We start from the raw sequence: 11,867 nt of genomic DNA on the forward strand, positions 1-11,867 counted from the left end.
GTAATTATAATCCATAAAAAAAGCTACTTTCTAAAATTAGAAAGTAGCTTTGAATATTTTGTACAGTAAATATTACTTTTTTGCTAAAAAGGCATCTACTTTTTCTGGTTCCATAATCGATTCTATAAATGTATAAGCCCCTGTTTTTGGAGATTTTATCATTTTGATAGCTTTACTTAATCTTTTCGATGAAGTTTGTAACGATGCAACTGTTTTTTTTGCCATTGTCTAAATGTTTTTAATCTATATGCTCACTTCTGAGTTCTAGATGTTTTAATTATTTAATTTCTTTGTGAACAGTCACTTTTTTCAAGATAGGATTGAATTTTTTAATTTCCATTCTATCTGGAGTGTTCTTTTTGTTCTTAGTAGTTATATATCTAGAAGTACCTCTTTCTCCTGAAGCTTTATGCTCTGTACATTCTAAAATTACCTGAACTCTGTTTCCTTTTTTTGCCATCTCTGTATGTTTTTACTAGCTTTAGATTATTTTGTTAAAAATCCGTTAGCTTTTGCTTCTTTAATAACTGCAGAAATTCCTTTCTTGTTAATATTTTTTAAAGCTGAAGCAGATATTTTTAAGGTGATCCACTTATCTTCTTCTGGAATATAAAAACGCTTGGTCATTAAGTTAGCGTCAAATGTTCTTTTTGTTCTATTCATAGCATGAGAAACATTGTTCCCAACCATTGCTTTTTTTCCTGTTAATTCACAAACTCTAGACATTATCTTGACAGTATTTTTAGTGTTATCTCTAAACGAGGTGCAAATCTACAATTAATTCTAATTGTGAACAAAACAATTTTTATAATTTTTCGCTTTTCTTTTGTAATTATTTTTCACTTATATTAAAGTGTATGTTTTTTTTGCAGATTCCTCTCTACTAATCAACATAGTAAAAGAGAGTCCTGCTGTTAAAGCTAATAGAATAAATAAGGCTTTTAAACTATTGTTTATAGTCTGATTTAGAACTTTTTGAAGAATTTCTAAATCTAAATCTGATATCAACTTCAAGAAACCTAACATTGTCTCGTATGAAAAAACACCCGGAATCATAGGTATTACTGCCCGAATAGAAAAAATAAATGGAGGCACATGTTCTGGGTGAGCGGCAAGTATGCTTAAGCAACCAATAACGATAGCGTCAATTAGTGTTGACAGCGTAATGTGCAAACCAAAATGCAGTAAGACCAACTTACAAGAACCTCCTATAGCTGCTAAAACTGCTGCTATAATTAATGAACCTTTGGGTACATTAAATAATTTCGAAAAAACTATAGCGGCTATGGCTAACCAAGCCGACATTTCTAAAAAAAATAAATAACATTGCCACAAACAGTTCTATGAGTTATCAAAATTTCTGTACCAAAGCATAAACACTCTAAAGAGATTCTAATTCTATGAGTACTTGAACCAGACTCCATCAGCAAACACCCTATTTCTAAAAAAAAATTAGAAGTGTATAGAATTTATTTTTGATTCATTTTGTGTTGTTTCACTTAAAAAATATCCGATATAAAAACCTAGATTATATTAATTCTCGGTATACAATTTCTAATGATTTACTCACCGTTTTATTGATCACTTTTTCTCTTGGTTCTCCAAAATTAAATTCCTCTACGAACTCTTTTTCATCAGATACAAAAGCAACATACACCAAACCAACACTTTTATCATTATGGTCTGTTGTTGGACCTGCGTTTCCTGTAACGGCAATTGCATAATTAGTTTGCAATCTTTCTTTGGCTCCTTTTGCCATTTCTAGCGCTACTTCTTTACTTACAACCGAATATTTTTGAATCGTTTCTGGCAAAACTCCTAATAAATTGATTTTTGTTTCAGCAGAATACGTTACAAAACTCCCTTTATAATAAGCTGATGAACCTTCAATTGAAACCATGGTAGCGGCTATTTTACCTCCCGTTATACTTTCTGCGGTTCCAATCGTTTTGTTATTTTTTTTAGCAACTCACCTACTCTTTTTTCTAAAGAACGATCATCGTCTAAACCTGTAATAATTTCTGGTATAAGTTGATAAATTGCAGCTACTTTTTCGTTTAACTCCTTTTCAAGAATTTCTTTGTTTTCGCCTTTGGCGGATAATCTTAAACGAACTTTACCAAAAGAGGGCAAATACGCTAACTTAATATAGATTGGTAAATTATTTTCGAAATCTTCAATTCTTTCTGCAATGGTGCTTTCTCCTTGTCCATAAGTCATAATTGTTTTATGAATTATAAATGGCAATTTAAATTGCTGCTGAATTCTTGGCAACACCTGATTGGTAATTAACCCTTTCATTTCATAAGGAACTCCCGGAAGTGACACAAAGACAGTATTATTTTCATAAAACCACATTCCTGGTGCTGTCCCAAAATGATTCATTAATAAGGTTGCTTTGGATGGCAATTGCGCTTGAAAACGTTGTACTTCTTTAAATGGATGGTTTATCTTTCTAAACAATCCTTTAATATGTTCTAAAACTTCTGGATATTCTACAATTTCGTCGTCATGAAAGAATTCTGCAATTGTTTTTTTAGTGATATCGTCTTTTGTTGGACCTAAACCTCCCGTAAGAATAACAATATCTACTCTTTCTTGCGCTTCTTTTAACGCATTTAAAATGTGTTGTTTATCGTCTTGAATTGAAGAAATCTGATACACAGAAACGCCAATTTTATTAAGTTCAGTTCCTATCCACTGCGAATTTGTATCAACAATCTGACCTATTAAAATCTCGTCTCCTATTGTTATAATTTCTGCTTTCATTATTTAATTTTAAACGCAGAGTTCGCAAAGTTTTCGCAAAGAGATTAAAGAAAAAATTTAATAATTAAAGTCTTTAAGTTCTTTGCGCATTCCTTATGTTCTTTGCTGTTTCGTTTTTATTTCACTCTAATATTAAACGCTTCTTTACCTTCAATAACACCTTTTAAAACATCATTTTCTACAACTTTTCCAACTCCTGCCGGCGTTCCTGTAAAAATAATATCTCCTTTTTTTAAAGTGAAGTATTGAGAAACGTAGGCTATCAATTCATCCGTTTTCCACAACATTGCGTTGGTATTTCCATCCTGAACAATTTCATCATTCTTAAACAATTGAAATTGTAAATTCTCTAAATCGAATTGATCTTTTGGATAAAATTCACCCACAACGGCACTTCCATCAAAAGCTTTTGCTTTTTCCCATGGCAACCCTTTTTCTTTGCAAGTATCTTGTACATCTCTTGCTGTAAAATCGATTCCTAAACCAATTTCATCGTAATATTTATGAGCAAATTTTGCGTCAATGTATTTACCCACTTTATTAATCTTTATCAAAACCTCTACCTCATAATGAACATTATTAGAAAAAGGCGGAATAAAAAATGGATTCTTTTTTGGCAAAATTGCGGAATCTGGCTTCAAAAAAACAACAGGATTTTCTGGTTTTTCGTTTGCTAATTCTTCTATATGTTTTGCGTAATTGCGCCCAATACAAATTATTTTCATATTCAATTTCGAATTCTCAATTACGAATTACGAATAATTTGTTGCAAATCTAAATTCGTAATTCTTTTATTTATTTTCTACTGCAAACTACCTACTAAAAACTGATGACTGTTAACTGAAAACTGTTAACCGATAACTGATAACTAATTTACTCCCCTGCTTCTGGAAAAACAATCGCTCTATTTCCTGAGACTATTATTTGATGATTTAAATGGCATTTTACTGCTCTTGCCAAAACTAATTTTTCTATATCTGCACCAATTCTTTTTAAGGTTGTTGGAGTACTTTCGTGCGTTACAGGCTTTACATCTTGCTCAATAATAGGTCCTTCATCTAAATCTTCTGTAGCATAATGTGCGGTTGCTCCAATTAATTTCACACCTCGTTCATATGCTTTTTTATAGGGATCTGCTCCTTGAAAAGCAGGTAAAAAAGAATGGTGAATATTGATAATCCGCTCTGGATAATGATTAATAAAATACGAAGATAAAATTTGCATATATCTCGCCATAATTACCAAATCGATTTCATTAGAATCTAATAACTCAATTACTTGAGATTCTTGGGCTAATTTTGTTTCCTTAGTAACTGGTAGGTAATAAAAAGGAATCCCAAACATTTCTGCGATATTTCTTAACTTATCATGATTACTAATAACCATTTTTACATTGCAGTTTAAGCGACCTTCTTTTGACCTCTCTAACAAATCATATAAATTATGACTTGTATGTGAAACCATAATGGCAACATTCTGCTTTTTATCACCATAATTTACAGACCAACTAAATTGTAAAGGCTGCGCCAATTCTAAGAAACTATTTTCTAATTCCGTTTTTGTAATATTTGTTCCGTCTGCATTTAAACGAACTCTCATAAAATAAGTGTCTTCAATCGAATTTACATATTGCTGACAACTTAAAATATTGAATCCTTTTTCAAAAAAGAAGTTAGTGATTTTTGCTACCAATCCTTTTTGATCTGGACATTTTATTAAAAAAGTTACTACTTGTGATTTCATTGTAATTAATTACTAATTATAAATTTTGAATTACGAATTTTCGTAATTTGTAATTGAAAAACTGTTAATTGACTATGGTATCCATCTTTTAGGAAAGTTTGGTTTTCTCTTCTCCAAAAAAGCATCTCGTCCTTCTTTTGCCTCATCAGTCATATACGCCAAACGTGTTGCTTCACCTGCAAAAACTTGTTGCCCAACCATTCCGTCATCCGTTAAATTCATTGCAAATTTCAACATTCTTATCGAAGTCGGACTTTTTTCTAAAATTTCTTGCGCCCATTCATATGCTGTACTTTCTAATGCATCATGCGGAATAACGGCATTTACCATTCCCATATCATAGGCTTCCTGAGCAGAATAATTTCTTCCTAAAAAGAAAATTTCTCTTGCTCGTTTTTGACCAACCATTTTTGCCAAATACGCTGAACCATAACCACCATCAAAAGAAGTTACATCTGCATCTGTTTGTTTAAAAATCGCATGTTCTTTAGATGCTAAAGTTAAATCGCAAACCACGTGTAAACTGTGTCCGCCACCAACTGCCCAGCCAGGAACTACCGCAATTACTGCTTTTGGCATAAACCTTATTAAACGTTGCACTTCCAAAATGTTTAATCTGTGATAACCATCATCACCAACATAACCTTGATGCCCTCTTGCTTTTTGATCTCCACCAGAACAAAAGGAATACACACCATCTTTGGTGCTTGGTCCTTCTGAAGACAATAAAACAACACCAATGTTTACATCTTCTCCGGCATCATAAAAAGCTTCATACAACTCTTTTGTTGTTTTTGGGCGAAACGCATTTCTAACATTTGGTCTGTTAAATGCTATTCTTGCAACTCCATTGCATTTTTTATACGTAATATCTTCATATTCTTTAACAGTTTTCCAATCCGGTTGTATCATAATTTTGTATTTTGTACGTTTTTGTAAAAGAACAATAGATCATTGCTTGCAAAAATAAACATTCTAACGTATGATTAAGAACTCACTCTCATTATTATTTATTCTTTTTTATTTCTGCGGATTTTCACAAAAAACGATTCAAAAAAATTTAGAATCAATTTTTTTAAATTCGAATAGAAATATAAGCATTTATATTCCTGAAGGATATGAAAAAGACAATCTTAAAAATTATCCTTTAACCATTGTTTTAGATGAAGAATATCTCTTTGATGCTTATGTTGGCAACGCTGTTTTATTTGCAAAAAAAGACAAAGCACCAAATCAAATTGTAGTTGCAATTTCTATGGAAGAAACAAAACGTGCTGACATTTCTTTTGACATTAATTCTGGGCAATTAACCTCTAGTGCACAAAGTTTCTATACTTTTATAAGAGATGAAGTCTTGTTTTATATGGAAAGTAATTACAGAACTTCGCCATTTATCACATTGGTTGGCCAAGGATATTCTGCTAATTTAATCACTCATTTTTTAAAGGAAGACACGGCATTTATCAACTCTTTTATTTGTATAAATCCTAGTTTTTCTGATTTTATTGGCAGTGAATTACAATCATACGATCTACTAAAATTCGGCAAAGAAGACAATACTTTTTACTTATACACAAATAATTCTACCTCATTTTCAGCTGATAAACAAATTCAAATTGATCAAATTCAAAAAGGATTGTCAACCTTAGAAGTTAGCAATTTTCACGTAATTAATGATGTAATTAATACGTCTAGTTCTGTTTCTGCAATGAGTGAAGCAATACCAAGAGCGCTCACCAAAGTTTTTGAAGTGTATTCTGGAATCACAAAAGAAGAATTCGATAAAAATATTAAAGACCTCGCTCCGTTGGATGCAATTTCTTATTTAGAAAATAAATATTTAGAAATTGAATTTTTGTTCGGAAGTAGTTTAGGCATCAGAAAAAATGATATTTATGCCATTGAAAATATTATTATAGAAAAAGAAAACGGGGATCGTTTGCGCGATTTTGGAAAAATGATTTTAAAATTATACCCCACTTCTCCTTTAGGCGATTATTATATTGGTAAGTATTATGAAACTGGCAAAATGATTAAAAAAGCACTAAAACAATACAAAATTGGATATGGAAAAATGGATCCTTCAGATCCAAATGCAGATGCTTTTTACGAAAATATTTTAAGACTTGGGGGGCAGTAAAAAAGTTGTTTGTATTTTAGTGGGCAGTTTTCAGAAGCAGTTAACGGTCATTTATTGACTACAAATTAAGCACTGAAAACTGACAACTGATAACTGATAACTGATAACTGATAACTGATAACTGATACTACAATAACTCTATTCTATCTTCTTTGATAACTATTAATTTTTGTTTGTATAAGTTCCCAACAGCTTTTTTAAATGCTTTCTTACTCATTTTCATGTGAAAACGAATGGAATCTGGCGAACTTTTATCCGTAATTAAAATAAAACCTTCTCTACTACTTTTTAATCTTGCAAGTACTTTATCTACATCAGAATTTATAACATTTCTAAAACCTTGTGGTCTTAAGGAAACATCAATTTTACCATCTTCACGGATATTTTTGATATACCCAGTAACCTCCATGTTTTCTTCCAGCTCTTGAAAAACTTCACTCCTAAAAAGCAAACCGTCAAATTCTTCATTAATTAAAACCGTATATCCTAAAGCAGATTCAGTTTCAATGATCAATTGCACTTTATCTCCTTCTTTCAAATTCATTTCTGTTTCTTCTAAATCATCGTGTTCTTGTAAATCCATTATTATATATATTTAAAATATGCTGTTAAAATTAAATCATTTTCTGCACTTGGTGTAAAAATTTCTAAAATTTTTGGTCTTTCGGATGTTATATAGAAATCTTTTAATTCGTTGGTAACACTTTCTGATGAAAATGCTTTTTGATAGTCAAACTCATACATTTTACACAAATGTTCTGCAGTTAAACAATGTGGTGTTTCAAAATACTCTAAAGCATTTGTTAATTTAGGTCCTGGTAAGATTTTAAAAATCCCTCCTCCTGAATTATTTATTAAAATAATTCTAAAATTAGCCGGAATGTTTTTATTCCATAAACCATTACTATCGTAAAAAAAACTAACATCACCAGTTATAAAAACAGTTTGATTTTTGTTGGCAAAGGCAGCTCCTACAGCGGTGCTTGTGCTACCATCAATTCCGCTAGTTCCTCGATTACAAAAAACGGTAATACTCTCTTTTACACTAAATAATTGCGCATATCGAATAATGGAACTATTGCTAATTTGCAACTGACAATTAGTAGGAACACTTTCTAAAACTTGCCCAAAAACTTTAAAGTCTGAATGTATTACTTCTGATAAGTATTGTTCGTGTTTTACGCGTTTTTCATCGCGAATTTGCAACCATTTAGATTGATAGTTACTTTCTTTTTTAAGAACAACTTCTTGAAACTTCAAAAAGAAATCTACTGGTTTTATTTGTATAAATTCAGATAAACAAAAAAAGGTATTTACTGCTTTTTTTGGATCAATATTCCAGTGATGTTTTGGGGTATATTTTCTTAAAAATTGTTTTATTCTTTTTGAAACAATCATTCCGCCAAAAGTAATGAGAACATCTGGTTTTAGATCTTGGAACTGACTTTCATCCAAAGAAAAAATAAGTTGATCTATCGAATCAATTGCTTTTTTATGATGCAAATTTGACGTGGTTTCTGTCAATATTAAAACCGATTCGTCATCCGCATAAAAATCTATTAATTTGTGTAATTCAGTATCCGGATAATTAACACCAACTACAATCATTTTCTTTTCGGCTGCATTCCAAATTTTAGAAAACGCATCATAATTAATATGAGAATTATCTAAAGAACTCATAGAAATATGCGGAAAATGAAATTTTTGCAATTCAGTTACCGTTTCATATAATGGCTCATCAAACGGAATATTAATATGAACAGGTCCTTGTTGAGAAACAGAAATCTGTAAAGCTTCGCCAATTAATTGAGAGTTGCGCGTTTTAAACTTATCATTCTCTACTAAATTAGCAGAAAATAAAATATGATTTTCAAATACGTTTTCCTGACGAATTGTTTGTCCATCGCCAATATCTATTAAATGTTTTGGTCTATCCGCAGAAATTACAACCAACGGAATGTTACTGTAAAACGCTTCTGCAATTGCAGGATAATAATTTAACAAAGCAGAACCAGAAGTACATAAAATTGCTACTGGTTTATGAGTTTGTTGCGCAATCCCTAAAGCGAAAAAAGCTGCACAACGCTCATCTACAACACTGAACGTTTTGATCTCTGGATGATTAGAAAAACCAATGGTAAGCGGCGCATTTCTTGAACCGGGAGAAATAACAACTGTATCAATATCAAATTGATGACAAGCCGAGATTAACATTTGTGCGAGTTCTTTTTTTGGATACATTCTTTAAATCTTTTTTAAGATTTAAAAGTTTTTAGTTGTTGGTTTTTAGTGATTAGTGAACACCAAAAACCAACAAATAAAAACTAGTTTTAATTTATGCTATACATTTCTAAACAAGTCTAGCCCTGATTGAAATGACATCCTTTTTGCTTTTTCAGCAAAAAGATATAATGAAAAGCAGGAAATAGCTTCTAATAAATCTATTTAAAGTAATCAGTTCGTACTAAAAACCACCAACTAACGAATAAAAACTATTACTAATTCCCTTTTTTATAATCTTCTAAAAACTTAGCCAAACCAATGTCTGTTAAAGGATGTTTTAACAAACCTTCAATAGCACTTAATGGTCCAGTCATAACATCAGAACCAAGTTTTGCACAATCAATAATATGCATTGTATGACGCACAGAAGCTGCTAAAATTTGAGTTTGAAATCCGTAATTATCATAAATTAAACGAATCTCAGAAATTAGATTTAAACCATCCGTAGAAATATCATCTAAACGACCAATAAAAGGAGAAACATAGGTTGCGCCTGCTTTTGCAGCCAATAAAGCTTGACCCGCAGAAAAAACCAACGTTACATTTGTTTTAATCCCTTTTGATGAAAAGTATTTACACGCTTTAATTCCATCTTTTATCATTGGTAATTTTACCACGATTTGAGGATTTAAAGCCGCCAAAGCTTCACCTTCTTTTACCATTCCGTCAAAATTTGTAGAAATAACTTCAGCCGAAACATCACCATCTACCAATTCACAAATTGCTTTGTAATGGTTGATAATATTCGCTTCGCCAGTAATTCCTTCTTTAGCCATTAAAGACGGATTTGTAGTTACACCATCTAAAATCCCTAACGCTTGCGCTTCTTTAATTTGCTCTAAATTTGCAGTATCTATGAAAAATTTCATCTTTTAAAATTATAATTATATTTTACAAAGATAACCACAATGATTTTTAATTATTAAACAATTAATTATAAGTTTTAAACATCTATAAATTTGTGTCCTATAATTTAACTTAAAACATGATTCTTGCAAGTTTAATTACCCTACCTTATTGAGAATAAATGTATTTGCTTAAATTTATAAAAACATCCTAAAAAATAATAAAGAAGACTACTTTCTTGTTAAAATGTATTTTGGCGATAAAAAGTTTTATGGCTGGATTAAATTTAAATTTAACGCACTTGATTGATAAATAGCCGTTTTGGAAACCTATTTAAATCCTATTGAAACAAAACATTTTTCGGTAGAAAATTAATTTTATAACTTATAGTGATTCATTACTATTTCCTGATACCACTTATCTGGCAAAATACGTTTTAGCACAATGGAGAATTTTTCCATAAATCCTCCAACTTTGTAATGTATTTTAGGATTTTTTGTATTGATAATTTTATATACCGTTTTTGCCATTTCTAAAGGATCCATTCCGCCACTTACATGAGCGTCCATCAAATTTAAATTTGTTTGATAGTTTTCTTTATAAGCAGAATTTTCATAAACCGGTGTATGATATCTTCCAGCAGCAATATTGGTTGCAAAATCACCTGGAGCAACGTTTACAACTTTAATTCCTAGGCTTCTAACCTCCATACTTACGGCTTCTGTTACCAGTTCTAAAGCACCTTTTGTAGCAGAATATAATCCCCTGAAAGGCAAACCCATATAACCTGCAATTGACGTTACATTTAAAATCAGTCCTGATTTTTGTGCCCGCATTTGTGGTAAAATAGCCTTCATAACATCAATAGCACCAAACAAATTGGTATTAAAAACAGCTCTCATTTCATCCGTAGGCGTGTCCTCAATTGGACCGGTAATTCCCATTCCTGCATTGTTGATTAAAACATCTAATCTTCCTTCTTTTTTGATGATATAAGCAACAGCTTTTTCAATTGTTTCCATTTTTAAAACATCCAAAGCAATAATTTCAAAAGAAAAATTCTCAACATTTTTTGGATTTCTACTTGTTCCAAAAACTTTGTATCCTTTTTTTGATAAAAAAGTAGCGATTGATTTTCCTATTCCTGACGAAGCACCAGTAACTAAAATTACTTTAGACATAAAATTAAGTTCTAATTATGAGATACGAATTAACAAAAAATAAATTTAAAGAAAATAAAATAGTGCAAATTTTAGTAGAATTCTAAACGAAACTTTAGAGCAAAAAAAATGGCAAGCTACCTACATCACACTGCTACAACCTAATACCTTTGCTGTGTTCCCACCCTGGAGGATTCAAAGGGAGCTAGTTGTGTAGGACTTGCCGTGACAAATTTACAAGCTTTTTTTATTTTGACAATTAAAAAATATGAAAATTTCTGTAACATTTTTAACTAGTTGAATACTAATAAGATGTTTTTAAGTTTTTATTCTTTTTATGAAAACAAAAACTATAAAAAATGAAAATGATATATTTGTAAAACTAATTAAATTTTAAAACAATGGAAGATCAAGCAAACAGTAAAAACATCATATTGAATTATGGCTTATATTTAGGCGTAATAGGAATCATCGTTCATTTAGCTTTATGGGCTACTGGAAATGTTTTTACCCTTCAATGGGTAAATAGTGTTATTAGTTTTGTTACTATGATTGTATTTATTGTTATAGGAATTAAACAATTTAAAGGAATAAATAGTGGTTTTATTTCTTGGGGACAAGGTGTAAAAATAGGTTTAGGTATTACAATGATTAGCGCAGTTATAGCGGTAGTTTACACACTTCTTTTTACAAATATAATTGAACCGACTTTTCAACAACAAGCAATGGATTTCCAAGCAAAAGCGTGGGAAGATGCAGGATTAACTTCTGATCAAATTGAAGCTTCGGTAGCAATGGCAGAAAAATTTAATAGTCCAGCAATTGTGTCTGCAATGATTCTCGCTTTTTCTGCTTTTGTAGGTTTTGTTTTTTCTGCAATTATTGCAGCAATCATGAAAAAATCTGAAGAGGAAACGTACTAAAAT

13 protein-coding genes, 1 other RNA gene and 1 pseudogene are annotated in these 11,867 nt (G+C 31.0%); 2 read left to right on the top strand and 13 right to left on the bottom strand.

Going from position 1 to position 11,867, the window contains the following annotated elements; genetic code table 11:
• Positions 1-72: 72 nt before the first annotated feature.
• The 8 genes and pseudogenes from BST83_RS09530 to BST83_RS09565 form a co-directional block, all read right to left on the bottom strand.
• The gene (locus BST83_RS09530; RefSeq protein WP_104809582.1) at positions 73-225 is read right to left on the bottom strand and encodes a DUF4295 domain-containing protein; all 153 of its coding nucleotides are present in this window, start codon (positions 223-225) and stop codon (positions 73-75) included.
• Between the two features lie 52 nt (positions 226-277).
• Positions 278-460 (bottom strand): 50S ribosomal protein L33, encoded by a 183-nt coding sequence (rpmG, locus tag BST83_RS09535; protein WP_104809583.1) that lies wholly within the window; start codon positions 458-460, stop codon positions 278-280.
• Between the two features lie 26 nt (positions 461-486).
• On the bottom strand, positions 487-726 hold the full coding sequence (rpmB, locus tag BST83_RS09540) for a 50S ribosomal protein L28 (RefSeq protein WP_091892271.1): 240 nt from the start codon (positions 724-726) through the stop codon (positions 487-489).
• A 117-nt stretch (positions 727-843) separates the two neighbouring features.
• Complete coding sequence (locus BST83_RS09545) at positions 844-1,305, bottom strand: threonine/serine exporter family protein (protein ID WP_104809584.1); 462 nt, start codon at positions 1,303-1,305, stop codon at positions 844-846.
• 223 nt (positions 1,306-1,528) lie between these two features.
• A pseudogene (locus BST83_RS09550) lies at positions 1,529-2,769 on the bottom strand (competence/damage-inducible protein A).
• Between the two features lie 116 nt (positions 2,770-2,885).
• Positions 2,886-3,494: a fumarylacetoacetate hydrolase family protein gene (locus BST83_RS09555; RefSeq protein WP_104809585.1), complete on the bottom strand. Its 609-nt coding sequence runs from the start codon at positions 3,492-3,494 to the stop codon at positions 2,886-2,888.
• A gap of 148 nt (positions 3,495-3,642) precedes the next feature.
• Positions 3,643-4,512 carry a formyltetrahydrofolate deformylase gene (gene purU / locus BST83_RS09560; RefSeq protein ID WP_104809586.1) on the bottom strand — a complete coding sequence of 290 codons (870 nt, stop codon included), beginning with the start codon at positions 4,510-4,512 and terminating at the stop codon, positions 3,643-3,645.
• A gap of 72 nt (positions 4,513-4,584) precedes the next feature.
• Entirely contained in the window at positions 4,585-5,424 is an 840-nt protein-coding gene (locus BST83_RS09565) for a 1,4-dihydroxy-2-naphthoyl-CoA synthase (RefSeq protein WP_104809587.1), read from the bottom strand.
• Positions 5,425-5,494: 70 nt separating this feature from the next.
• On the opposite strand from BST83_RS09565, the gene BST83_RS09570 reads away from it, so the two are divergent.
• On the top strand, positions 5,495-6,652 hold the full coding sequence (locus BST83_RS09570; RefSeq protein ID WP_104809588.1) for an alpha/beta hydrolase-fold protein: 1,158 nt from the start codon (positions 5,495-5,497) through the stop codon (positions 6,650-6,652).
• A 127-nt stretch (positions 6,653-6,779) separates the two neighbouring features.
• On the opposite strand, the gene BST83_RS09575 is transcribed toward BST83_RS09570, so the two are convergent.
• From BST83_RS09575 to ffs, 5 genes are all read right to left on the bottom strand, one after another.
• Entirely contained in the window at positions 6,780-7,235 is a 456-nt protein-coding gene (locus BST83_RS09575) for a S1 RNA-binding domain-containing protein (RefSeq protein WP_104809589.1), read from the bottom strand.
• Between the two features lie 2 nt (positions 7,236-7,237).
• Entirely contained in the window at positions 7,238-8,893 is a 1,656-nt protein-coding gene (gene menD, locus BST83_RS09580; RefSeq protein WP_104809590.1) for a 2-succinyl-5-enolpyruvyl-6-hydroxy-3-cyclohexene-1-carboxylic-acid synthase, read from the bottom strand.
• 257 nt (positions 8,894-9,150) lie between these two features.
• Complete coding sequence (gene fsa, locus BST83_RS09585; RefSeq protein WP_104809591.1) at positions 9,151-9,804, bottom strand: fructose-6-phosphate aldolase; 654 nt, start codon at positions 9,802-9,804, stop codon at positions 9,151-9,153.
• A gap of 354 nt (positions 9,805-10,158) precedes the next feature.
• Positions 10,159-10,962: an SDR family oxidoreductase gene (locus BST83_RS09590; protein ID WP_104809592.1), complete on the bottom strand. Its 804-nt coding sequence runs from the start codon at positions 10,960-10,962 to the stop codon at positions 10,159-10,161.
• Positions 10,963-11,068: 106 nt separating this feature from the next.
• An RNA gene (gene ffs / locus BST83_RS09595) (signal recognition particle sRNA small type) lies at positions 11,069-11,167 on the bottom strand.
• 175 nt (positions 11,168-11,342) lie between these two features.
• On the opposite strand from ffs, the gene BST83_RS09600 reads away from it, so the two are divergent.
• Entirely contained in the window at positions 11,343-11,864 is a 522-nt protein-coding gene (locus BST83_RS09600) for a DUF4199 domain-containing protein (protein WP_104809593.1), read from the top strand.
• Positions 11,865-11,867: the final 3 nt, after the last annotated feature.

Source organism: Polaribacter filamentus (assembly GCF_002943715.1).
GTDB lineage: Bacteria > Bacteroidota > Bacteroidia > Flavobacteriales > Flavobacteriaceae > Polaribacter > Polaribacter filamentus.

Excerpts from the sequence above, each read along its gene's own strand:
- rpmB (WP_091892271.1), bottom strand. The coding sequence starts at position 726 with ATGTCTAGAGTTTGTGAATTAACAGGAAAAAAAGCAATGGTTGGGAAC.
- BST83_RS09565 (WP_104809587.1), bottom strand. The coding sequence starts at position 5,424 with ATGATACAACCGGATTGGAAAACTGTTAAAGAATATGAAGATATTACG.
- BST83_RS09530 (WP_104809582.1), bottom strand. The coding sequence starts at position 225 with ATGGCAAAAAAAACAGTTGCATCGTTACAAACTTCATCGAAAAGATTA.
- BST83_RS09570 (WP_104809588.1), top strand. The coding sequence starts at position 5,495 with ATGATTAAGAACTCACTCTCATTATTATTTATTCTTTTTTATTTCTGC.
- BST83_RS09590 (WP_104809592.1), bottom strand. The coding sequence starts at position 10,962 with ATGTCTAAAGTAATTTTAGTTACTGGTGCTTCGTCAGGAATAGGAAAA.
- rpmG (WP_104809583.1), bottom strand. The coding sequence starts at position 460 with ATGGCAAAAAAAGGAAACAGAGTTCAGGTAATTTTAGAATGTACAGAG.
- fsa (WP_104809591.1), bottom strand. The coding sequence starts at position 9,804 with ATGAAATTTTTCATAGATACTGCAAATTTAGAGCAAATTAAAGAAGCG.
- menD (WP_104809590.1), bottom strand. The coding sequence starts at position 8,893 with ATGTATCCAAAAAAAGAACTCGCACAAATGTTAATCTCGGCTTGTCAT.
- BST83_RS09600 (WP_104809593.1), top strand. The coding sequence starts at position 11,343 with ATGGAAGATCAAGCAAACAGTAAAAACATCATATTGAATTATGGCTTA.
- purU (WP_104809586.1), bottom strand. The coding sequence starts at position 4,512 with ATGAAATCACAAGTAGTAACTTTTTTAATAAAATGTCCAGATCAAAAA.
- BST83_RS09575 (WP_104809589.1), bottom strand. The coding sequence starts at position 7,235 with ATGGATTTACAAGAACACGATGATTTAGAAGAAACAGAAATGAATTTG.
- BST83_RS09545 (WP_104809584.1), bottom strand. The coding sequence starts at position 1,305 with ATGTCGGCTTGGTTAGCCATAGCCGCTATAGTTTTTTCGAAATTATTT.
- BST83_RS09555 (WP_104809585.1), bottom strand. The coding sequence starts at position 3,494 with ATGAAAATAATTTGTATTGGGCGCAATTACGCAAAACATATAGAAGAA.